Here is a 21436-nt window from a genome sequence, read left to right as displayed (position 1 = left end):
TTTTAGAAAAGTCAGTTATGTATGTGATACCATTTTACACAAAATAAAGAGAAATTTCTTCTGATCTGAGAAAATAAAAAAATCTGCTACCCGATCAGTCTCAAATGACTGAAATCAGGAAGCAGATTTTTTTAAAACACCTTTTAACACAAAGCCAATTAATAAGCTATATACACAAACCGTACCGAGTAAGAAAACCATTGTCATATGATCACCGTCCATCATTCATGATTGAGAATGTTTATCATTAATGAAAGTGTACCACAATTGATAATGATTTTCAATATTAATTTAGTAAATACTGATGAAGCGCTTCTTCTTCTGTCTGAATGCGCACCATCATCATCCATACATTTAAACAGGTAAACAGAATCGCCGTGATATACGCCTGAAACAAAAGTGGAATCAATACAAATTCAATAGCAACCACCAAATAGTTTGGATGCTTCAACCAACGGTATGGCCCCTTTTTCACAATCATGGCATTTGGAACGACTAAAATCTTCGTATTCCAGTACATTCCAAGTGACCACAATGCCCAATATCGTACAAGCTGTGTAACCATTAGCAGTATCAACAGTAACAGAAAAAAACGGGATCGTTCATGTTGAAAAAGCAATGTCTCTGCAATAAGCGAAAGAAAAAAAGCAGCATGCATGGCCACCATATAAGGGTAATGACGAGCCCCAAATTCAATAGCACCTATGGCTTTTACTTTTTTTTCATTCCTTTTTGCAACAAGTACTTCTATCAGCCGCTGACAAATCAACAGACCAATGATTAGCCAAAAGACCATCATGAGGCTCCCTCCCATCTCATTAGTAATAGTTCAGAGGAAAAGCCTGGACCAAGTGCGCCGCAAAGACCGATTGCATCGACCTCAGCCGTTTCGTGTTCAAGAAAATGTTTGATGACATACAAAACTGTAGCAGAGGACATATTTCCGTGATTCTTCAGCACTTCTTTTGAAGAAAAAAGCTGCCTTTCGTGTAAGGAAAGACTTTGAAGATACGCATCAATGACTTTTTTTCCACCAGGATGTGCAAGGAAAACTGAAATATCGTCTTTTGAAAGTCCTTGCTGTCCAAGAAATTGATCGACCTGTTCTTTTAACCAGCCAGAAATAATTGACGGGATGTCACGTGAAAATATAACCTTGAAACCGTCACTTGTAAAATCCCAGCCCATTACATCTTCAGAATCTTTCATTGTAACTGACTGCGTACCGACTACTTTGGGCACAGTTTTTAAATTAGTATATTGAAACGCAGCCTGTTTTCCGCTTAACAGAACAGCCGCAACCCCATCACCAAACAGGGAAGTGCCTATTAAATTACTTTTGGATTGGTCTTTTGGCTGAAAGGTCAAGCTACAAAGTTCACATGCCACTACAAGAACCTTTGCTTTCGGATAGGCCTTTATGTATTCAAAAGCCCGAGACAATCCTGCCGCACCCCCGCCGCAGCCTAACCCCCAAATGGGGATTCGTTTTGTATAAGGTGAAAAAGGGAGTACATTCATCAGCTTTGCATCAAGACTTGGTGTCGATAAGCCAGTGCTTGAGATAAAAAACAAGGCATCAATGTCTTCGCATGGAACTGGCGTTTTAAGAAATGTGGGTTCATTCAGACAGTTACATATGGCCTCTTTCGCATGAGCCAATGCCTTTTCCAAATAGAGATTATTTTTCTCTTCAAAAGAGTGGTGCATCTGATACCATTCAATGGGCTGCACAAACTGTCTGCTCTGAATTTCTCCATTTTGAAACGCTCTCAGCAGCCGGTCAATATCTTTAAACGATCGTTTAAATTGAGATTTTGCAAATTCAGCAGCTTTTTGCTGATCCACATGATTCTGTGGCAGACTCGTTCCAACTGAAAGTATATAGGCCATCGGCTTCACCTCTTTTTTGGTTTAATATCCCCTATCAAAAAAAGGATATACAGACCAAATGGTCACAATTCAGTCAAAATATTTTCCTTTGTCTAACTTTTTGTCTTGACGACAATTGATAAATAATGGATAATATAAATGAAAACATGATGTAGTTTTCCTCCTTCACAGGTTCGTTCCAAGCCAAGCGAACCTGCTTTTTTTATGCAAAAAACACCTCTCAATAAGAGGTGTTACATAGATTGTTTCGCTTCTTCCACTTGGCTTTCGAGGTGAGCTTCTTTTTGAAAAGGAATCATGTGAAAAATAATATGAAGAAAAATGGCTGTAAAGCTTCCAACGACAATTCCGTTACTCGTCAGTAATTTAATGGATTCTGGCAGATGCTCAAACATTTGCGGAACAACTGTTACTCCTAGACCGATCCCAACAGAACAAGCAACAATGAGCAAGTTTTCCTGCTTTGAAAAATCAACGTGCGACAGCATTTTAATACCGTAAGCAATGACCATTCCAAACATCGCCACCATGGCTCCGCCAAGTACCGATTTTGGGATAATCGTCGTAAAAGCAGCGATTTTTGGAAACAACCCAAACAGCATCAATAATGCACCTGTTACGACTATGACTTGGTTTTTCTTTACGCCTGTTAACTGGATCAGACCAACGTTTTGTGAATAAGCCGTATACGGGAATGCATTGAAAATGCCGCCTAATAACACAGCAATTCCCTCTGCACGATAGCCCTTTGCCAAGTCTTTTTCCTTTAATGAGCGATTCGTTATATCTCCTAGTGCAAAATACACGCCTGTTGATTCAACTAAAGTGACAATGGCAACAAGTGTCATTGTCATAATCGGCACAAATTTGAAAGATGGCATCCCAAAATAAAAAGGTTCAATCATTCGGAAGATTTGCGCATTCGCTACTTCCGCTGTTTCAACTTTTCCTAAAATGGCAGCTATCGCTGTACCAAGTAGAATACCGATTAAAATCGCAATAGCTTTCAAAAACCCTTTAGTAAAGCGATAAAGCAGAACAATGATAAGCAAGACAAGGAAGGCCATCCCTAGATTTTCAAAAGATCCATAATCAGGACTTCCTTCTCCACCTGCCATATTGTTCATGGCCACCGGAATAAGAGTAATCCCAATAATTGTCACCACTGACCCCGTCACAACAGGCGGGAAGAACTTAACAAGCTTTCCGAAGAAAAAGGATAGTGCGATGACTATTAAACCTGATGCAATGATACTTCCGTATATGGACGAAATCCCGTACTTTGACCCAATTGCAATCATTGGAGAGACAGCTGTAAATGTACAGCCTAAAACAACCGGCAAACCAATGCCAAAAAAGCGATTTTTCCAGACTTGAAGCAGTGTGGCTGCACCGCACATGAATATATCTGCCGAAATTAAGTACGTTAGTTGTGCCGGTGTGAGTCCTAGCGCATCTCCAACAATGAGCGGTACAAGCACTGCACCTGTATACATAGCCAGCACATGCTGGATGCCTAGAGATAGCGTTTTGGCTTTTTTAGCAGCACTCATGATTGTACCTCCCGTACAAACGTGACTTTCCCTTCTTCAAGTGATTCTATACGTACAAGCGACTCAACGCGGAATCCCATTCGGACAAGCTCTTTTCTCCCCGGTTGGAATGACTTCTCAATGACAATCCCAAAGCCTGCTACCTTTGCCTTTGCCTGTTTTGCAATAGCAGCGAGTCCTTTAGCGGCTTCACCGTTGGCAAGAAAGTCATCTATAATCAACACACAGTCGTTTTCATCAAGATGGGTGTTTGAAATAGCGATGGTACTTTCGATTTTTTTTGTAAAGGAGTATACACTTGCTGTCAGCAAGTTATCCGTTAATGTGAGTGATTGGCGTTTACGAGCAAACACAACGGGAACATTCAGCGCAAGACCAGCCATCACAGCAGGCGCAATACCAGAAGATTCAATGGTGATGATCTTTGTAATCCCCGCATGTTCAAATAATCTAGCAAACTCTTGGCCAATCTCATGCATTAAGACTGGGTCAATTTGATGATTTAAAAAGGCGTCTACCTTTAGCACTTGATTCGATAGAACGATTCCTTCATTCTCAATTTTTCGGCGCAACAATTCCATCATTTCTTCCTCCTATCATATTGACAAAGATTCTATTTTTACACATAAAAAAAGCATTGCTGTCCAAAAGGAGCAAGCAATGCGAAAACGATCCCTAAGATCTTCAGCTCATATCAAGCCGTTTCATTTTGCTCACTCATAGTCGGACGGTATCGGTGTCCGGTAGAAACTTGCGTGCCATCATCACGCGATTATATGAGTGTTTCATAGTGTTCAAATTATAACAAGATTTCAAACGGATGAAAAGGACTTTTCTAGAAGAACACCGAACTTAAATAGCAAATAAGATCAAAATGTTCGTTTTTAGAATATTCAAATATGAAAGAAGCCCCCTTTTCAATCAAAGGGTGCTTTTCATTTTATGATAAATAGAGTTTCGTATATTTATCTGTTAAGTAATTGATTAAATATTGAACATTTAGTTCTTCGCCGGTTGCATCTTGAATGATTTCAGAAGGCTTTTTCCGTTTTCCATGTTTGTGGACATGCTCAGTCAGCCATTGTTTTATCGGAGCAAAAGACCCATTTTGAATCAGCTCATCGAAATTCGGAAGATCTTTGAGCATTTGATGCTTTAATTGTGCCGCATACATATAACCAAGAGCATATGAAGGGAAATAGCCAAAGCTTCCATCAGACCAGTGAACATCCTGTAAGATACCAAGTGCATCGTTAGGCGGTGTAATGCCAAGATACGCTTTGTATTTTTCATTCCAAAGTGCAGGCAGATCTTCAACCGCTACATCTTCATTGAAAATGGCTTTTTCAATTTCATAGCGAATGATGATATGGAGCGGGTACGTCAGTTCATCTGCTTCAATTCGAATGAATGTCGGTTTTGATTCATTGACAGCACGCACAAAATCTTTTAAAGAAACATCTTTGAATTGTTCAGGAGAAGCATCCTGTAGCTTTTGATAATATGTTTTCCAGAAATCTTCGTGCCTGCCAATAAAGTTCTCAAAGAACAGTGACTGCGACTCATGGATGCCCATAGACGTACCGTCGCATAACAGAGTTCCGCTCAATGACTCATCAATGTTTTGTTCATAGATGGCATGACCACACTCATGAATCGTGCCAAAGAGCGCCATACGAAAATCATGTTCATCATAGCGAGTAGTCACACGAACATCGCCTCTGCTTAATGTCACAGCAAACGGATGAACTGTCGTATCAAGACGACCCGCATCAAAGTCATAGCCTAACTCTTTTAAGAAAAAGGTACTAAGTTCTTTTTGCTTATCGATTGGGAAACTTTTAAATAAAAATGAAGTATCCGGCTTGTTTGAAGAGGCTTCGATTTTTTTCACTAAAGGAACGATGGCTTCACGTAGCGCGCCAAACATTTGATCGAGTTGCTCAACCGTCATATCAGGCTCATAATTATTAAGCAGTACATCATACGGCGTTTTTTTGACGCCCCAATATTGAATAAAACGTTTATTGAAATCAATGAGTTGCTTTAAGTATGGTGCAAAGAGCGAAAAGTCTGATTTTTCTCTCGCCTCTACCCAAACATGCTCTGCTTTTGATTGTAAAATGGAATATTCCTTAAATTCTTCTTTTGGAATTTTGCTGTTTTCATCATACTCTTTTTGTGATAATTCGAGCGCCTTTTGTGTATCTAGAGACAGCTCATCTCGATGTTTATTTAATGCAGCAAGAAGATCTCTCATTTCATCAGAAGTTTTCATATTAAAAATGTCACTTGATAATTGACCGATGGTTTCAGATCTGAACTCAGCGCCTTTTTTAGGAGCTTGTGTTCTGGAATCCCAATAAAGTAAATGGAGCGCCTCTGTATAGTGAGCGATTTTTCCTAGTAATTGATAAAACGCTTTCTCTTGTGATTCAAGACTCATGCTTTTGTTCCCCCAATCAATAAAATATGTATGTACGTTTCAAGGCTACTTCAATAAATGATCGTTTGTCAATGAAAAAGAGGAGGATACAAAGCTGCATCCTCCTTTTATGAACTAATGACTGGTTTAACTGGCAGTACAGATTCAATTTTACTTTGAAGCTTAGCGTCTTTCTTGCAATCAAAAAACACATGAATGGTCCCAGAATCTTGGCTTGTCCGAATCAGTCTCCCAATGCCTTGTCTTAATCGTAGCAGCATATATGGAAGGTCTATTTCAGCATATGCATTTTTCGCTTCGTTACGCTTTGCTTCAAATACAGGATCATGAGGTGGATAAGGAAGTCCCCAGATGACAACACTCGTCAGTGATTGACCTGGAATATCTAATCCTTCCCAAAGGTGTACAGAGCATAAAACAGACGTTTCATCTGCTTGAAACTTTTGAACAATGGTGCTAATCTCCTCGTCTCCCTCAAAATACACATGGAAAGGCAATAATTCATTTGATGCGTCAAACTGTTTTCTAAACAAATGAAGTTCATCAAATGAAGGAAATAAGATGAGTGAACGGCCCCCATTTTCTTTCAGATGAGACATGACTTGATTTCCTTTTGCCTCTGCTTGAGGGAACGGCTGTGAAATCCCATGAAAATAGATACGCATTTGCTCTTCATAATCATACGGCGAGGCAACACTCATAGATAAATAGTCTTTGATGCCAAGACTTTTCGCTAAATAGTCAAAAGATTGATTATCAGACAATGTAGCTGAAGAGAAAATATAAGGGATTTTTTGTGAGAATACCTTTTCACCAAGCACCTCTGCAACCGTCTTTGGCATAACGACAAACGTAGTGTCTAATTCCTGCTTTTCAAGCCAGCTAATGGCATTCTTTTGATAAAGTGAAAGCGAATAAGCCATTTGTTCAATATACTCTTCCACCACAGACAATTCGTATTGATCAATTGTATACATCTCGGATTCAAAAACGAGCGCTTCTCCGATTTTTTCAAGTAAGTCACACAATTCACTTGCTGAACGCTTAACCTCTTCATCGCGTTCAATTTCATGTCGATGTGAGCCTTTGACTTCTTTTGCATTTGTTTTTAAGAGATAAAAGAATTCATCGTTTATTGCAAGCGCATCTTCAACGAGCTCTGCAAATTCCTCACGAATGTCATTTTGTAAAAGTCGCTCTAAGAATGTCTCAAGAGTTGATTGCTTGACTCTGTACGTTAAAGCTTTTTGAGCTGCAAACTCAAGAAGGTGCCCTTCATCAAATACGACAGAACTATGTTCAGGTAAAAGCGGAAGCTGACCTTCACGCTTACGAGACTCCTTTGTCCACACATGTTCCATGTAAAAGTCATGAGAACAAATGATAAGATCCGTTGCCTTGCGATAATCATCTCTTGATAAATTCAGACCGCAGCGGTGACGCATGTCACAAGTCAAGCAATCTTGAAAAGAGTCATAGCCGATTTTTGTCCATTCATCATTTGATAGTTTTGGGTACTCTTTTCGGTCGCCATACGGATAAAAGGTTTGCATACCGTGTGATTCATGAACAAATGAAGGAAGTGATTCATAAATATCAAGCCACTTCTCATCGTCTTCACGCTGCATCGTTTTCTCTAGTTTTTTCAAACATAAATATTGGTCATGAGATTTACTTAATCTCGCATCTATTTGAATCTCTAGGTGATGAGCAATTTTATAGATGTCACCTTCTTGTTTGACAAGCTGTTCAATTAATGTTTCATCAGCACATGCAATAATCGCAGGTTTCCCTGTATACCTTGCATATGTGACGGCAAATAATAGATAGACGATGGTTTTGCCTGTGCCTACCCCAGCTTCTGCAAACATCACATTTTTTTCTTTAAAAGCTCTTTCTAGCTGAAAAGCCATGAATATTTGTTCATCCCGAAGATCAAAGCCCTTTTCTGGTAAAATGTCATAAAACACATCACCAATCCAGTTGCCCAGCTCTTCGTAAAAATTATGTTCTTTTGATAATGAAAAAGGCAAACGAGATGCTGTCACCTGCTTCAACCCCCAACTTTTGAATCATTCAGACATTCAATAGTAACATTTTCACAGGGGAAACTCAATCTTTTTATGAACGCAGGCGATGATGATAACTTTCTTTCATTAGAAATGCATGCTCTGAATGCTCTTTGTAAGCTCGAGCAAGCTCTAAATCATGCATAGCCGCAACAAGCTGAGAAGGTTGTCCAGATTCCTGCCCTTGTATTTCTTGAGCAGTAGAAGACAATGCTTTTTCGATTAACTGAAATTGATCATATTGAATCATTGTGACACCTCTTTTTTTAAAATCAAGTTCAGTTTATTCCGTCTCTCTAAGGTTTATACCTATTGGTTTCATCAAACCATAAAAAAGCCACACCTGTTCAGGTGTGACCATTTTTTATACTTCAGTTCGTTGTTTTTTAGGTGGACGTTTTCCCCAATATTGATAATAGTCGGTTTTAATGAATCCATTGAACAGTTTTCTCTTTTTGGTTGCTTTTTTTCCAAAACACTCTTCAAACTTTTCATGTGACGTTAGTATATAAATCGACCATGTCTCTAACTCTTTAAATACTTTACCCATATCTCGGTACATTTTTTCGACAGCTTGTTTATCACTGAGGCGTTCTCCGTAAGGCGGATTCCCTACAATCACACCATACTCTTCTTTTGTTTGAAAATCTTTCACTTGCATTTGCTTAAATTGAATTAATTCACTTAAACCAGCTTCTTCTGCATTCATCTTCGCAATTTCCACCATGCGATGGTCAATATCACTTGCGGTGATTTGTAGAGGCTGATCATAATTGGCTTTTTCTTCCACTTCATGACGCGCTTGATTCCATACGTCCTCACCAATCCACGTCCATGCTTCTGAAGCAAATTCTCGGTTAAATCCTGGGGCAATGTTCTGGCCTATCATTGCCGCTTCAATTGCAATCGTTCCAGATCCGCAAAAAGGGTCAACAAATGGACGGTCAGGCGTCCAATTCGTCAATAATACCAAAGCCGCAGCAAGGGTTTCTTTAATGGGGGCCCCTCCCTGATCCGTGCGGTATCCACGTTTGTGGAGTCCTACACCAGATGTATCGAGTGTGAGAACTGCCTTATCTTTTAAAAGGGCAATCTCAACTTTATATTCTGGTCCTGTCTCCTCCAGCCATTCAGACTGAATGTTGTAAGCTGATCTTAATTTTTGTGCAATGGCCTTTTTGACGATTCGCTGACAATCCGGCACACTTGCAAGCTGTGATTTGACAGACTTACCGATGACAGGGAATGTACTATTTTTCGGTAAGTAAGCCGCCCAGTCAATCGCTTTCGTTCGTTCAAATAGCTCGTCAAATGATTTCGCCGGAAATTCAGCTACTTGTACCTTTACACGATCCGCTGTGCGCAACCAAAGGTTTGCGCGACAAATCGCAAGAGCATCTCCTTGAAAAATCACTTTCCCATTATCTACTGTGCACTCATAGCCAAGGTCTCTTACTTCTTTTGCAACAATTGCTTCAATGCCCATTGGAGCTGTCGCGATGAGTGTATAAGTTCTCATCTATTGATCACCTGTTTTCTCTTACTTTTTCTTATTCAAGATAAAAGCTCTCCATATGTAAATAGGAGAGCTTTGTTTTCATCATGCTTATGATAACGGATGTAACGTTCTGTAAGCCATGTTTTGTTCCATCGTACTGCAAGCGGCAAATGCCTCGTACTCAGGTGGTAATCATCTATCTACAGAAATCTCTGTCCTTCTCTCCGTTTAGTTCCTTTGAGAAAGTTCCCCTACCAAATTTGGGTTTCTCGCTCGAGGGGTTTACCGCGTTCCACTCTCACCATTTCTAGTGAGACTTCGTCACTGTGGCACTTTCAAGGGTACTTTACCATATCCTAAAAGGACTTAGGCATTTCCCCTGCCGTCAGTCTTTCCCAGACTGCCCTGGCTTATTTTTTCGCCAGGCACGAACACTACGGGCATCTCAGCACCGTGCGAGCATGGACTTTCCTCTGCAATGCATAGAGCATTACAGCGATTACCCGAACGTTAATCACCAACCGTTATTATAAACGACTATGTCATCTTACACAAGCCATTTCAGTATTAATCATAAAGTTTGCTACCGAAGACGTGTTTCTCAAGGTTAGATAGTCTTTTTAAAATATCGAAGTTTGTTGTATTGGACTGGGCAGGCTGTCTTTTTCCTTGCTCGACCGCTTCTTCTAGTTGTTTCGTCAAGTGAAGGTTTTCTTGTTGAAGCTTTTCAATTTCTTGATGGAATGTTTCATAGTCTTTAATGACCATATCTAAAAATTTATCGACTTCTTCTTGTTTATACCCTCTCACACCTGTTTTAAATTCTTTTTCTAAAATTTCTTTTGCAGAAAGCTTTACTTTATCAGCAAGCATCTTTTTCACCTCATATCGTGAATTCATAGTATATTTTTTCAGAAATACGTGACGTTGTCAAATTTTCTCTTGCTTTTATTCAAAAAACGGATCTTTCGCCTCAACTTGTGCTCTTAGATCATCCATCGTTATATACATAATTGGGTAATCAGCATATGTCTCAGCTTCTCTGATCATATACTTTGGAGAGCCTTCATGTTCAGGATCATATAAGACAAGAAGGCCTTCTGTTTTTTCAATAAAAAAGCGGTTTTTCTGTTTGAACTGTGCTGGACTTTCATACGGCCTATGCGAGACACTCTCAACAAAATCTGCTTTTGCTAGCACACCTTTATACAGTTCTTTATTTTGTTCATTCCAACGCTCTTCCTGTTGATAAAATGGTGTAATCACAGCAAGTTTTAAAGCTGGGTATTCTTCTTGAAGCTCAAATACCACTTCGGCCGTCCAAATCTCTGCGCCAAGCTGACCTGAAATAAGGACCCACTCAAGTCCTTCTTCTGCCAGTGAAGTCAATCTTTTCCGAAGTTCCGCTTTTATGTACTGAAGTGCAGGTTCTCCTTCTTTAAATATCCCAAGTTCAAATGGCTTGTACCCTGTTACAGCGATCCTTTTCATGTCTTCACCTGCTTTTTAAAAAAAGGGACTTTAAAAAGTCCCAATTCACTTTATCTGTTACAGCAAGGTCCTCCGCAGTTAAAGTGTTGATGTGTTGCTGGATCCACCTGAGAATACGTATGCGGGAAGTAGTGAACATGTTTGAAATTTTGATGGTGGACGTTTGTCACATGTTGCGGATGGATATGCGGCACAATTGTTGTTGACTCACTGTGTGTACAGCAATGATTCGTCGGATGAACAATTGGCTTTGTAACATTTGGTTGGCAATGATGATGGTACATGTAGCATTCCCCTTTCCTTGATTTTCTTACATTAATAATGTATGAATCAAGAGGAATACATGTACTAATGCATTAACCTATTTTAAAAATTTGCAAGAAAAACATTCTTATAGTTCGAAAAAACAAAAGCAATCAAAATGACAACAAGAAAAAACAAGTAAAAAAGACCCTTATACATGCTCTACGCTCCTCATTCAATATCTAACGCTATTTTACAGGATTCGTGACTTTTCTACAATAAAAGTGCTAAACAATTTTTATTTTCGGTCGAGGACCGAACGTTGTCATTTTTTGCGCTTTCCCAGGCAATAATTTCATTGCCACAGTTTGTTGACAAAGGGCTAAAATGATTTTTATTTTTGCCCTTTGTCATTTTTTCAGCGTGATAGAAAACCTTTGAAGTCTAGGAAGGACAAGTACCAGAGCGAAGTGAATTTGACATTCGTGAGCACTGGCATGCAGACCTAATAACAAATGCGAGGGTTTGTCTACACGCTGCCGTGCAGGTATTTGATCTCGCAATAAAGTATGTCTTGTTTTACTTGTGGCCAATTATGTTTCCCTCTATGAGCAGATGTGTTGATGTGTTGTCATCACATCCATTACACTTCTATAGTGGAATCATTTTATTAAGAAAGAAGATGGTGAGATTGAAAAATAAATTTAAGCCTTTATTTGAACCATTTACATTCCCAAACGGGGTCTCAATAAATGGACGAATGGTCGTTGCTCCAATGACACATTTCAGTTCTCATGAAGATGGCACGATTTCAAAAGAAGAGATTGATTTCATTACAGCAAGATCAAGTGAAATGGGCATGGTAATTACAGCTTGTGCCAATGTCACACCAGATGGTAAAGCCTTTGAAGGACAGCCTTCGGTTGCAAGAGATGAAGATATACCAGGTTTAAAAAAACTGGCCTCTGCCATCCAAGCAAAAGGAACAAAAGCGATTTTGCAAATTCATCACGGCGGCTCTCAAGCACTCCCGCATTTAATTCCAAATGGTGATGTTGTGGCTCCAAGTGACGTTTTCAAAGATGGAAAACAAATCGCACGTGCTTTAACTGAAGAGGAAATCACACATATTATTGACTCCTTCAAGGAAGCTGCAAGAAGAGCTGTTCAAGCTGGTTTTGATGGAGTTGAAATTCATGGAGCAAACGGATATTTATTACATCAATTCTACTCTCCGTATAGTAATCAGCGGACAGATCAATGGGGAGGAAGTGATGAAAAACGCCTTGCATTCCCTATCGCCGTTGTGGATGCCGTAAAAGAAGGCATTGCAAAGCACGTCACAAAACCATTTATTCTAGGGTATCGACTTTCTCCTGAAGAACCAGAAACACCTGGTTTGACGATGGCAGAAACATTTACATTAGTCGATGCTTTAAAGACAAAAGGTCTCGATTACTTGCATATCTCATTAATGGAAATTGATGCTAAAGCAAGACGCGGCGCCGATCCAAGCAAAACACGTATGGAATTGTTAAAAGAACGATGCGGCGATGAACTTCCGCTTATCGGTGTAGGTAGCGTCATTACGGCAGAAGATGCACTGAATGCCTACAATCAAGGAATACCGCTTATCGCTATTGCACGAGAGTTGATCGTTGATCCGGATTGGGCTGTCAAGATTAAAGAAGGACGAGAAAATGAAATCGAAACCGTTATTAAACGTAGACAAAAAGACAAATATCTGATCCCAGAGGGTCTTTGGACCGTCATGGAAGCGAATCAAGGCTGGGTTCCGATGGAGGATTAAAATAGCTTGTCTTCAGTGTGTAGACAAACCATGACATTGATCTCGAGCGTTGATGCTCACGAATGATTCATTCGCTGCGCACCAGTAGCTTGGGTTTTCAATTCCCACTGAAAAGATGAAAAAGGGCTAAAATAAAAACCACTTTAGCCCTTTTTCAACAGCCTGACTGTAGCTTGTCTACAGTCTTTTTTATTTTACTTTAATGGTAAAGAGCTTAGACGTTTGCTTTGAAACAGTACCTTTTGGTTCTTTATCAAGACGTTCTATCATATCACCATTCATAATGACAATTGGTGTCACTGTACTTGCCGCTTTTTCTTCAATAAGATCTAAATCACATGACATTAGAGGATCACCGATCTTTACTTTATCCCCTTCTTTCATGTGCACCTTAAATCCTTCGCCATTTAATCCAACTGTTTCAAGTCCGATATGAATAAGAAGCTCAAGCCCTGAAAGTGTTCGAATACCAATTGCATGTTTCGTATGGAAGAGTTGAATAATTTCACCTTCTACTGGTGACACAATTTCACCATTGCTTGGTTTTACTGCCACACCGTCCCCCATCATTTTTTGAGAAAATACTGGGTCTGGGACGTCAGTCATATCCATTAATTCTCCATCAACCGGAGAATAGATGACTTCTTCCTTCGCATCTTCTTGTGTTTTTCCGAAAGCGAATAATTTTTTCAGCAATGTCATTTTGCTCCCTTCAAGCTTTGCTTCTAGTTCTATTCATAGTATGATGGTACATTTATACCATTTACTTCATTCGATACTATTTAATCATAATTTTTTCCTTCCTTCAATTGATAACCGCCTGAGCCTGTTTTGCATAGGTTATAAATGAGAGGTGATTTGAAATGAAACAAGAAGACAAAAAGAAATATGATTTATTGAAAAATGAAGATATCTTATATGAAGCCATCGAACAGTTTTTTGCTTCCTCCCCGTTTCACAAGATTTTAAATAGTGCAGAGGCACTCATGACTACGTCCCATTCTCTTGCCTCCATTGCAACCAATGTGGCAGAAGACAATCACTTTGTGTATATCGAGATTCAATTTCCAGATCATTTTGTCGAAGGCGATATTGCTCTTGAGGTAAAGTCCCAATATTTACACCTATCTGTGCAGGAGAAAATCAAAACAGACATGACCTCTTCCTATTCCAGCTTTACCAAAACCATTTTAATGCCTGCCAAAATAGATGAAACAAACATGAAAAGTGTATGGAAAAATCAATCCCTCATTGTGACCGCACCAAAGCTAACAACCCAATAGATGCTTCTATTGGGTTTTGCTATGTTTTGAAGATGCTTGTAAACCCTTTGGCTAAAGATCCGACTTGGTTCATCGCATTCATCATTTGTCCAACCGTATCAAACATTTTGTTGAAGTCGTATTGTCCATTTGATTTTTTAAATTGTGAGAGCACACTTTTAAATTGCGATGGCTGCTGTTTTTGTGGTCTTGGCAGTGGATAAGGATTCATCGGCTGCTGCATTGGCATCAAGCCTGACTGCTGCACCTGAGGCCGATTTATTGCCTCTGGCTGCTGAAAAGGCTGATAGCCGGCGGGGTATCCATAGGTCGGTTGATGCTGTACAGATGGCTGCTGGCTCATTCCAGCTTGATATGGAGGCATTAGATATTCTGGAGACTGCTGAGGTGGCTGCATTTCAGGATATTGAAATGGCCCTTGTTGAAATTGATTCATTTCATAAGAGTGCTGGTTTGAATAAGGGAACATCTTTCTCGCTCCTCTCCATCTCAAAACATATTGATTTAATGCTATATTATGATGGAAAACAGAAGGTGTGCCTAAAGTCATCATAAGAAAAACGCAGGATTCCTCATCAACTGCGCTTTTTTCTTATTTCTTCTATTAAAAGATTGAGTGTATAGATCACTGATTCGACTAAATTTTTCACATGAGGGGGGTGAAGTTTGCCAAAATAAGATTGCAGGACAATTTCTTTCCCATTATTCTTCACAGCTTCCAGTTGTTCTTGATGTAAGTATTTCGGTTTGACTTGATGAATAAAATGGGTGGAAGCAGTCAACCACTGCTCCATTTGCTTGTCAAATTGGATAACGGCCGGCTGAATGTCTTGATAAAAATCATACGCTGGATACTCCTCTTCAGATTTCCCCTTTTGATACCGCTCATAAGCATCTTCTATCCATTTTCTGAGCTCTTTTGTATGTTCAAGTAATGTTTGATTATTCAAAGTGTTCACCTCTATGAACATCCTATCAAACGTTCACTTTTTGCTCAAATATGAAAGCTAGCCAGCATGAAACGCTGGTCTTGCCGAAAGCTTATAATCTGCCGTATGGATTTTCAATTCACAGTCCTTCACTTCAGATTCAAGGTGGTCAAGCATTCGTTCCTGTTTCTGGCTTACTTCATGTTTTGTTTGCTGAACAGCAACAGAAAGCGTTGCCTCCACTTCATCAAGTTTACGCTCGATTTCCGCTAACATCTGCATAATGGATTCTTTTGATACACATTCGTTCATCATCAGATTCCTCCTTTATCGTCTCTCGTTACATTCTCTTTTCTTCCACACCATCCTTCATACATGACAAAACTAGAAGCAAATCGCCAATCTAAGTGAAGAAGAGCGTTTTTTTTCATTTTCGACATGTGCTTGTCCTTCTTTGTATGATTGCGCCTTATTCTGTAAATTCTAAGGACAAAGGAGGTAGATTTCATGAAAAAGCAGCCAGCACCAAAAGAGCAAAACCCTAAAGAGAAAGAAAACAGTACAGATCAACTGGATAAAAAGCTTGGCGGTCCTAACCGTCCATCCACGTAAAAAAGCAGGTCTCCCCCCCTGCTTTTTATTTATGCTGAAAATAGTGCTCTAATGAGAAAAGAAAACGAAGCTGCCTTTTTTTATGGAAGTACCATTCCGTCAGTTCGATTTGTTTTGGTAAAGTTTCAGCATCAAATAACGATTGATTCACTTTCTTTTGAAACCAATCTTTCCTTTGATCGTCTAATGAATGTGTCATCACCGGATAAACAGTTCTTAAGAAAGGTGTTGACCTTCTAGCGATCCCTAAATATTGTTCGAAATCAAACCGAGATCCAGTGTGCGGCACAGTATGTAAAAAATGATAAAAATCCGGAAACAAATCGGCTCGAAATAATAGTTTGGCTAATTTTTTCCCTAATACAATACGCTCCTTTACTTTTGAAAATTTACGTATGGTTATGCCGTATAAATGCCCGTCTATTGTTGGAAAAACGACTGTTTGAAAATGGCCCCATTCGCTGAAAGCGTATTGAATTGAGTGAAAAACATTCTTTTTCAGAAGAGGATTTTGTATAATAGGAGATTGTATAGTATATTGTTCATTTATGATGAGTGCATAAAGCAGACGCTCTGTGTCGCGCTTTCTCCAAAATCGTTCCCACTCGGCGCGCATAAAACGAGAGACCCGAAAAACAGACAAAAGATGAAATAAAGGTGTATTGCACCGCTTCGACCATTCATATAGCAAAAGCTGCGGATAAGCATCAGAAAAGATGAGCCAATTCGCTCTTTCATATGCTGTAAAAATCATGTGCCCCTGTTGGTCAGTTAAACCCGGATGGAATAATTCACCCTTTAGATCCGTCATCGACCATCCAGCATTTCTGGATACAAAGGAAGCAAGTAAGGACCATTTCAATTCTGGATGGCGATCATAAAAGCGTTTGTAGGCGTTTGTTCTTGACAGATTGTCTTTATTTTTCGCTTTCGTTTCACGTAAAATATACTGAGTAATGAGTTGCTCTTCTTTATGTGACAACACGGTCATCTCTCCAATACAAAATGCAATAATAAGGAGGCTGAAACTTGATGATTCGGTATCCAAACGGAAAATCGTATCAGCCAGTACAACAAATCGGGACAAAAAAAAGAATAAGCGGCGAATCCTCTTATAGTAATCGAGGAATGACGCTTGAGGCTGACTTAAATGAAACCAACCAGTATTATTTGGTAAACGGGATTGCAGTCATTCATAAGAAGCCTACCCCAGTTCAAATTGTCAATGTTGATTATCCAAAAAGGAGCGCCGCTGTCATTAAAGAAGCCTATTTTAAACAGTCATCGACAACGGATTATAATGGGGTGTATAAAGGGCGCTATATTGACTTCGAAGCAAAAGAAACCACAAGTACAACCTCGTTTCCGCTCAAAAATTTTCATGATCATCAAATTGAGCATATGAAGCAGGTTGTCAAGCAAGGCGGTATTTGTTTTGTTATTATATCCGCGTTTGGCTCCGTTTATTATTTACCCGCTTCTGAGCTCTTTTTCTTTTGGGAGCGGCAAATTCAAAATGGGCGAAAATCCATTAGCAAAGATGAATTAATGGAAGCTGGTCACTTAATGACACTTGGATATTCGCCAAGAATTGATTATATTAAAGTAGTGGAAACACTTCATTTTTCGGATGAAAATCACCATCAATTACGTTCGAAAAAGGTTTAACACGAAAGGTTGAGATGTGATGTCTGATCAATTTACAAGTCGTGAACAGCGACGAAAAGCAACAAAAGGAACCAATACGAAGAAGCAAAAGAACAAAAAGGGCAAAAAGAAAACAGGTCTATTTAAAAAAATATGTTTATCTTTACTCGTGATCGGTCTTCTCTGTGTAGTAGCCGGAATCACAACTTTTGCCGTTTTTGCATCAACCGCTCCTTCTCTCGATGATAGTAAGCTGAAAACACCGTATTCTTCAAAAATTTATGATAAAAACAACAAAGTCATTGCAGAAGTCGGTGCAGAAAAAAGGACGTATGTCTCGATTAAAGACATACCTGATGTGGTCAAAGAAGCTTTTATTGCAACTGAGGATGCACGTTTTTATCAACACCACGGGATTGACCCTATTCGAATCGGTGGTGCCCTTATTGCAAACGTCGAGGACGGTTTCGGTGCTGAAGGTGGAAGTACCATTACACAGCAGGTCGTAAAAAACACCTTATTAAACGATCACAAAACTTTAAAACGTAAAGTGCAAGAAATATGGCTCTCTATTCAGCTTGAGCAAAAATACTCTAAAGATGAAATATTAGAAATGTATTTAAACCGAATCTTCTTCACACCTCAGGCTTATGGGGTTGGAAAAGCAGCTGAACAATTTTTCGGTGTCACGAATTTAAACAAACTATCCATTGCACAGGCTGCAACACTTGCTGGTATGCCGCAGAGTCCTTCTGCTTATAACCCAGTCAAACATCCTGAAGCAGCAGAAAAACGCCGTAACATCGTTTTAAGCTTAATGAAAAAACAAGGGTATATTACAAATAAAGAGTATGAAAAAGCAAAAGCGACACCTGTCAGCAAGACGGTGGTCTCAGCTGATAAATACAACAGCCAGAACTCAAGTAAATACTCTCCTTTCATTGAAGAAGTGATGGAAGAAGTTCAGAAAAAAGCCAAAGTGGATGTATCAACCGATGGATTAAAAATTCACACAACACTTGATACAAATGCGCAAGATCATTTAGACAGCATCATCAATGGAGATACTGCCGGGTTTACAAAAGGTATGCAGGCGGGTGTCACCTTGCTTGATACCAAAAATGGTGAAATCCGCGCCATTGGCGGCGGACGTGATGTTCCAGTCGGCGGCTTTAACTATGCAATAGATGCAAAACGTCAGCCTGGCTCAACGATTAAACCAATCTTAGATTACGGTCCAGTCATTGAAAACAAAAAATGGTCGACGTATCAACAAATTGATGATGCGCCATATACGTATTCAAATGGTACACCGATTAACAACTTTGACAGAAGACATTTAGGAAAGATGTCAATGAGAAGTGCTCTAGCACAATCACGAAACATCCCTGCTCTAAAAGCATTCCAAGCAGCCGGTACAGATCATGCCGTTCAATTTGCAAACAATTTAGGCATGGATTTACCTTCTGACATTCCAGAATCCTACTCAATCGGTGGATTTGACGAAGGTGTTTCTTCTTTAAAAATGGCTGGCGCTTTTAGTGCGTTCGGTAATAATGGATACTATAACGAACCGCATGCAGTGACTTCAGTTGAATTTAACGATGGAACGAAACTTGACTTAACGCCAGAATCTAAAGCGGCGATGAGTGATTATACTGCATTTATGATCACTGATATGCTGAAAACAGCTGTACAATCTGGAACAGGTACACTTGCACAAGTACCAAATGTTGAGGTTGCTGGTAAAACAGGAACAACCAACTTTACGCAAGATGATGTCAATAAATATAATATCCCTTCTGGCGGTGCAAAAGATTCTTGGTTTGTTGGCTACACTCCGCAGTATACAGCAGCCGTTTGGACGGGAATCGGCAATTCAAAAGAAGCAGACGGTAAAATATGGTTAACACCTAATGAACAACGCGTTGCAAAAATCGTCTTCCGACAATTAATTTCTCAAATTGATGATGGAAGTGGCTCATTTGAAAAACCAGACAGTGTTGTTGAAGCAACCATTGAAAAAGGTTCTGACCCAGCGAAATTAGCAGGACCGAACACGCCTAGTGACAAGAAGACAACGGAATACTTTGTTAAAGGAACCGCTCCTTCAAAAGTATCTGACACTTATGAGAAAAAAGAAGCTGATAAACCATCTGATCTAAAAGCTGTGTATGATGAAGAGAAAAAATCTATCACACTTACTTGGGGTTACGATGATGATGCTGATGCGACATTTCATGTGCAGCAAGCTGTTGATAACGGCGGATATAAAGAGATTCAAAACAGTTCTGCTAAAGAAGCTGTCATCTCTGATGTGAAACCTGGCTCAACGTATAAATTCCAAGTGACAGCCACTGTAGATGGTGTCACAAGTCAAGCAGCCTCTACCTTCCTGACCATTAAAGATGATGAAAAAGAGGAAGAGAAAGTGGATGATGAAAACAAAGAAGAAGAGCCAAAACAGCCAGATGATGAGCAGACAGACGAAACGGACGATAACAAAAATCAACCTCCAGCAACAGACGAGCAGAAACCAGATGATCAAAAAAATCAAGATAATCAAGGTGAAACTGGAAATACGGATAACGGCAATAACGATTCCGATAATGGGTCAGACAGCTCAAATGGAAACAACAGCTCACAGAATGACAGCAGCAATAAAGATAAAAAGAACAGTAATTCTAAAGCCAATTCGCAAAGTTCAAATACACAAGCTAATTCTACTTCTCGTAAAGAAGATGAATAACGAAAAAGCACTTGCCGCAAGTAGGCAAGTGCTTTTCTTTAACGTGTTTGTTTTCGCTTTTTTATTGCTTTGTACTTTCCATACTGTTTTTTCAGTTCTGTATAAAGCTCGTCCAATTGTATCAAACAGTGGTATTGGGTAGGTTTCAACAAAATGAAATCTAATCGCTCCGTCCAATTAATTGGTGCAACAGGAAACGTTTCATGTTTGACTTCTTCCCATTCTAACGTTGCAAGGCGCTGACCTTTTATCCAATAAAAGGCGGCAATCATACTGACGATCCCTTTTAGCATATCTTCCTGCTCACAGCGCGATTTCCTTGTTTTAAAGCTTGGAAGCATTTTTGCTTTTAATTCATCCCAAAGCTCAAATATCACAGGAACATATTCTTCTGCTTGCTTCCAAGGAAGCTCACCAGCAAAAAGGTCTGGATATAAATCAAACGCCAGCGGATTTGCTCTCAAGATTTCAATTGGCTCACCTGAAGCCTCGACCCTTTTATCTTTCAGCATCTCAACATATGACGTGAAAACACTTGCTGCATTCATGCCAGCTTCACCAACCCTTTTTTTAGCCTCTTTTGTCCTTCTCTACACATATCAAGAAGCGGACAGGATTCACATTGCGGCCGCTGCGCTTTGCAATGATATCTGCCAAAAAAAATTAAACGATGATGTGTCACTGACCAATCTTCTTTTGGTACTTTCTTCATCAACGTCTGCTCTACTTCGAGTACAGAGTCCTTCCAACGGCAAATACCAAGCCGTTTGCTGACACGCTCTACATGGGTGTCTACAGCAATTGCCGGAATGCCGAAAGCAACTGACACAACGACATTTGCTGTTTTTCGTCCAACACCAGGAAGCTTTACAAGCTCATCCCTGTCTTTCGGCACTTCACCGCCATATTCTTCAATGAGCATTTTGCTTAATTTTTGGATGTTTTTAGCTTTATTACGGTAAAGACCGATCGAGCGAATATCTTGCTGTAATTCTTCAAGAGAGACATTTAAATAGTCTTCTGGTGTTTTATATTTTTGAAAAAGTGTTTTCGTCACTTTGTTCACAAGAACATCTGTACATTGAGCCGATAGTAAAACGGCGATCACAAGTTCAAATGGGTTAGAATGAACAAGCTCACACTCAGCCTCCGGAAACATTTCTCCTATGACTTCTAAACACTCATTGATTTGTTTTTTTGATAACATGCCTTC

24 protein-coding genes, 1 other RNA gene and 1 riboswitch are annotated in these 21436 nt (G+C 39.6%); of the genes, 5 read left to right on the top strand and 20 right to left on the bottom strand.

The features are described from left to right. Window positions 1-286 precede the first annotated feature (286 nt). The 12 genes from ACIQCE_RS10700 to ACIQCE_RS10645 form a co-directional block, all read right to left on the bottom strand. Window positions 287-796, bottom strand: coding sequence for an isoprenylcysteine carboxyl methyltransferase family protein (locus ACIQCE_RS10700; protein WP_400494998.1), 510 nt, complete (start codon window positions 794-796; stop codon window positions 287-289). After that, entirely contained in the window at window positions 796-1893 is a 1098-nt protein-coding gene (locus ACIQCE_RS10695) for a type III polyketide synthase (RefSeq protein ID WP_400494939.1), read from the bottom strand. The genes ACIQCE_RS10700 and ACIQCE_RS10695 overlap by 1 nt, the downstream gene beginning before the upstream one ends. Before the next feature lie 233 nt (window positions 1894-2126). Further along, complete coding sequence (locus ACIQCE_RS10690) at window positions 2127-3446, bottom strand: nucleobase:cation symporter-2 family protein (protein WP_400494937.1); 1320 nt, start codon at window positions 3444-3446, stop codon at window positions 2127-2129. Next, window positions 3443-4027: a xanthine phosphoribosyltransferase gene (gene xpt / locus ACIQCE_RS10685; RefSeq protein ID WP_353856532.1), complete on the bottom strand. Its 585-nt coding sequence runs from the start codon at window positions 4025-4027 to the stop codon at window positions 3443-3445. The genes ACIQCE_RS10690 and xpt overlap by 4 nt, the downstream gene beginning before the upstream one ends. A 119-nt stretch (window positions 4028-4146) precedes the next feature. Beyond that, window positions 4147-4246, bottom strand: a riboswitch (purine riboswitch). 140 nt (window positions 4247-4386) lie between these two features. Then, window positions 4387-5892 (bottom strand): carboxypeptidase M32, encoded by a 1506-nt coding sequence (locus ACIQCE_RS10680; protein WP_400494934.1) that lies wholly within the window; start codon window positions 5890-5892, stop codon window positions 4387-4389. Between the two features lie 107 nt (window positions 5893-5999). Next, entirely contained in the window at window positions 6000-7940 is a 1941-nt protein-coding gene (locus ACIQCE_RS10675) for an ATP-dependent DNA helicase (protein ID WP_400494932.1), read from the bottom strand. A gap of 73 nt (window positions 7941-8013) precedes the next feature. Further along, entirely contained in the window at window positions 8014-8211 is a 198-nt protein-coding gene (locus ACIQCE_RS10670; RefSeq protein ID WP_400494930.1) for a hypothetical protein, read from the bottom strand. A 114-nt stretch (window positions 8212-8325) separates the two neighbouring features. Further along, window positions 8326-9480 carry a THUMP domain-containing class I SAM-dependent RNA methyltransferase gene (locus tag ACIQCE_RS10665; protein WP_400494928.1) on the bottom strand — a complete coding sequence of 385 codons (1155 nt, stop codon included), beginning with the start codon at window positions 9478-9480 and terminating at the stop codon, window positions 8326-8328. 107 nt (window positions 9481-9587) lie between these two features. Then, window positions 9588-9970, bottom strand: an RNA gene (gene rnpB, locus ACIQCE_RS10660) — RNase P RNA component class B. 56 nt (window positions 9971-10026) lie between these two features. Further along, entirely contained in the window at window positions 10027-10332 is a 306-nt protein-coding gene (gpsB, locus tag ACIQCE_RS10655) for a cell division regulator GpsB (RefSeq protein ID WP_008356836.1), read from the bottom strand. A 75-nt stretch (window positions 10333-10407) separates the two neighbouring features. Further along, the gene (locus ACIQCE_RS10650) at window positions 10408-10950 is read right to left on the bottom strand and encodes an SLOG family protein (protein WP_400494925.1); all 543 of its coding nucleotides are present in this window, start codon (window positions 10948-10950) and stop codon (window positions 10408-10410) included. Between the two features lie 50 nt (window positions 10951-11000). Beyond that, the gene (locus ACIQCE_RS10645; RefSeq protein WP_353855458.1) at window positions 11001-11234 is read right to left on the bottom strand and encodes a CotD family spore coat protein; all 234 of its coding nucleotides are present in this window, start codon (window positions 11232-11234) and stop codon (window positions 11001-11003) included. A 650-nt stretch (window positions 11235-11884) separates the two neighbouring features. On the opposite strand from ACIQCE_RS10645, the gene ACIQCE_RS10640 reads away from it, so the two are divergent. Next, the gene (locus ACIQCE_RS10640) at window positions 11885-13003 is read left to right on the top strand and encodes an NADH-dependent flavin oxidoreductase (RefSeq protein ID WP_400494923.1); all 1119 of its coding nucleotides are present in this window, start codon (window positions 11885-11887) and stop codon (window positions 13001-13003) included. 189 nt (window positions 13004-13192) lie between these two features. On the opposite strand, the gene ACIQCE_RS10635 is transcribed toward ACIQCE_RS10640, so the two are convergent. Continuing rightward, window positions 13193-13699, bottom strand: coding sequence for a PTS sugar transporter subunit IIA (locus ACIQCE_RS10635; RefSeq protein WP_400494921.1), 507 nt, complete (start codon window positions 13697-13699; stop codon window positions 13193-13195). Between the two features lie 167 nt (window positions 13700-13866). On the opposite strand from ACIQCE_RS10635, the gene ACIQCE_RS10630 reads away from it, so the two are divergent. Then, a complete protein-coding gene (locus ACIQCE_RS10630; protein WP_400494919.1) occupies window positions 13867-14286 on the top strand; it encodes an Hsp20/alpha crystallin family protein in 420 nt (139 codons plus the stop codon). Window positions 14287-14305: 19 nt separating this feature from the next. On the opposite strand, the gene ACIQCE_RS10625 is transcribed toward ACIQCE_RS10630, so the two are convergent. The 4 genes from ACIQCE_RS10625 to ACIQCE_RS10610 all read right to left on the bottom strand — a co-directional run bounded on the left by ACIQCE_RS10625 (window position 14306) and on the right by ACIQCE_RS10610 (window position 15655). After that, a complete protein-coding gene (locus ACIQCE_RS10625) occupies window positions 14306-14755 on the bottom strand; it encodes a YppG family protein (protein ID WP_400494917.1) in 450 nt (149 codons plus the stop codon). 106 nt (window positions 14756-14861) lie between these two features. Next, window positions 14862-15245 (bottom strand): YppE family protein, encoded by a 384-nt coding sequence (locus ACIQCE_RS10620; RefSeq protein ID WP_400494915.1) that lies wholly within the window; start codon window positions 15243-15245, stop codon window positions 14862-14864. A 48-nt stretch (window positions 15246-15293) separates the two neighbouring features. After that, window positions 15294-15530 (bottom strand): DUF5446 family protein, encoded by a 237-nt coding sequence (locus ACIQCE_RS10615; protein ID WP_400494913.1) that lies wholly within the window; start codon window positions 15528-15530, stop codon window positions 15294-15296. Beyond that, window positions 15530-15655: a hypothetical protein gene (locus ACIQCE_RS10610; RefSeq protein WP_400494911.1), complete on the bottom strand. Its 126-nt coding sequence runs from the start codon at window positions 15653-15655 to the stop codon at window positions 15530-15532. Before ACIQCE_RS10610 ends, ACIQCE_RS10615 begins: the two co-directional genes overlap by 1 nt. Before the next feature lie 67 nt (window positions 15656-15722). Between ACIQCE_RS10610 and sspM the strand changes: the two genes are divergently transcribed. Continuing rightward, window positions 15723-15827 carry an acid-soluble spore protein SspM gene (gene sspM, locus ACIQCE_RS10605; RefSeq protein ID WP_400494909.1) on the top strand — a complete coding sequence of 35 codons (105 nt, stop codon included), beginning with the start codon at window positions 15723-15725 and terminating at the stop codon, window positions 15825-15827. 25 nt (window positions 15828-15852) lie between these two features. Here the strand turns inward: sspM and ACIQCE_RS10600 are convergent, their stop codons facing one another. After that, window positions 15853-16818 (bottom strand): DUF2515 domain-containing protein, encoded by a 966-nt coding sequence (locus ACIQCE_RS10600; protein WP_400494907.1) that lies wholly within the window; start codon window positions 16816-16818, stop codon window positions 15853-15855. Between the two features lie 41 nt (window positions 16819-16859). On the opposite strand from ACIQCE_RS10600, the gene recU reads away from it, so the two are divergent. Then, a complete protein-coding gene (gene recU, locus ACIQCE_RS10595; protein ID WP_353856528.1) occupies window positions 16860-17495 on the top strand; it encodes a Holliday junction resolvase RecU in 636 nt (211 codons plus the stop codon). Window positions 17496-17514: 19 nt separating this feature from the next. Beyond that, the gene (locus ACIQCE_RS10590; RefSeq protein ID WP_400494905.1) at window positions 17515-20223 is read left to right on the top strand and encodes a PBP1A family penicillin-binding protein; all 2709 of its coding nucleotides are present in this window, start codon (window positions 17515-17517) and stop codon (window positions 20221-20223) included. 38 nt (window positions 20224-20261) lie between these two features. Here the strand turns inward: ACIQCE_RS10590 and ACIQCE_RS10585 are convergent, their stop codons facing one another. Together ACIQCE_RS10585 and nth are read right to left on the bottom strand one after the other, a co-directional pair. Next, window positions 20262-20771, bottom strand: coding sequence for a YpoC family protein (locus ACIQCE_RS10585; RefSeq protein WP_400494903.1), 510 nt, complete (start codon window positions 20769-20771; stop codon window positions 20262-20264). Beyond that, window positions 20768-21430, bottom strand: coding sequence for an endonuclease III (gene nth, locus ACIQCE_RS10580; RefSeq protein WP_400494900.1), 663 nt, complete (start codon window positions 21428-21430; stop codon window positions 20768-20770). The genes ACIQCE_RS10585 and nth overlap by 4 nt, the downstream gene beginning before the upstream one ends. Window positions 21431-21436 lie beyond the last annotated feature (6 nt).

It is taken from the genome of Bacillus sp. NPDC093026 (assembly GCF_044754665.1).
GTDB classification, from domain to species: Bacteria; Bacillota; Bacilli; order Bacillales; family Bacillaceae; genus Bacillus; species Bacillus maqinnsis.
Note: the sequence above shows the minus strand (reverse complement) of the source record. Positions and strands in the feature narration are given on the sequence as shown.

What these genes read in the sequence shown, in the direction of transcription:
- ACIQCE_RS10590 (WP_400494905.1), top strand. Translation starts at nt 17,515, where the DNA reads ATGTCTGATCAATTTACAAGTCGTGAACAGCGACGAAAAGCAACAAAA.
- ACIQCE_RS10690 (WP_400494937.1), bottom strand. Translation starts at nt 3,446, where the DNA reads ATGAGTGCTGCTAAAAAAGCCAAAACGCTATCTCTAGGCATCCAGCAT.
- ACIQCE_RS10600 (WP_400494907.1), bottom strand. Translation starts at nt 16,818, where the DNA reads ATGACCGTGTTGTCACATAAAGAAGAGCAACTCATTACTCAGTATATT.
- nth (WP_400494900.1), bottom strand. Translation starts at nt 21,430, where the DNA reads ATGTTATCAAAAAAACAAATCAATGAGTGTTTAGAAGTCATAGGAGAA.
- ACIQCE_RS10645 (WP_353855458.1), bottom strand. Translation starts at nt 11,234, where the DNA reads ATGTACCATCATCATTGCCAACCAAATGTTACAAAGCCAATTGTTCAT.
- ACIQCE_RS10610 (WP_400494911.1), bottom strand. Translation starts at nt 15,655, where the DNA reads ATGTCGAAAATGAAAAAAAACGCTCTTCTTCACTTAGATTGGCGATTT.
- ACIQCE_RS10625 (WP_400494917.1), bottom strand. Translation starts at nt 14,755, where the DNA reads ATGTTCCCTTATTCAAACCAGCACTCTTATGAAATGAATCAATTTCAA.
- ACIQCE_RS10615 (WP_400494913.1), bottom strand. Translation starts at nt 15,530, where the DNA reads ATGATGAACGAATGTGTATCAAAAGAATCCATTATGCAGATGTTAGCG.
- ACIQCE_RS10680 (WP_400494934.1), bottom strand. Translation starts at nt 5,892, where the DNA reads ATGAGTCTTGAATCACAAGAGAAAGCGTTTTATCAATTACTAGGAAAA.
- xpt (WP_353856532.1), bottom strand. Translation starts at nt 4,027, where the DNA reads ATGGAATTGTTGCGCCGAAAAATTGAGAATGAAGGAATCGTTCTATCG.
- ACIQCE_RS10665 (WP_400494928.1), bottom strand. Translation starts at nt 9,480, where the DNA reads ATGAGAACTTATACACTCATCGCGACAGCTCCAATGGGCATTGAAGCA.
- ACIQCE_RS10630 (WP_400494919.1), top strand. Translation starts at nt 13,867, where the DNA reads ATGAAACAAGAAGACAAAAAGAAATATGATTTATTGAAAAATGAAGAT.
- gpsB (WP_008356836.1), bottom strand. Translation starts at nt 10,332, where the DNA reads ATGCTTGCTGATAAAGTAAAGCTTTCTGCAAAAGAAATTTTAGAAAAA.
- ACIQCE_RS10650 (WP_400494925.1), bottom strand. Translation starts at nt 10,950, where the DNA reads ATGAAAAGGATCGCTGTAACAGGGTACAAGCCATTTGAACTTGGGATA.
- ACIQCE_RS10700 (WP_400494998.1), bottom strand. Translation starts at nt 796, where the DNA reads ATGGTCTTTTGGCTAATCATTGGTCTGTTGATTTGTCAGCGGCTGATA.
- ACIQCE_RS10585 (WP_400494903.1), bottom strand. Translation starts at nt 20,771, where the DNA reads ATGAATGCAGCAAGTGTTTTCACGTCATATGTTGAGATGCTGAAAGAT.
- ACIQCE_RS10695 (WP_400494939.1), bottom strand. Translation starts at nt 1,893, where the DNA reads ATGGCCTATATACTTTCAGTTGGAACGAGTCTGCCACAGAATCATGTG.
- ACIQCE_RS10670 (WP_400494930.1), bottom strand. Translation starts at nt 8,211, where the DNA reads ATGATTCAATATGATCAATTTCAGTTAATCGAAAAAGCATTGTCTTCT.
- sspM (WP_400494909.1), top strand. Translation starts at nt 15,723, where the DNA reads ATGAAAAAGCAGCCAGCACCAAAAGAGCAAAACCCTAAAGAGAAAGAA.
- recU (WP_353856528.1), top strand. Translation starts at nt 16,860, where the DNA reads ATGATTCGGTATCCAAACGGAAAATCGTATCAGCCAGTACAACAAATC.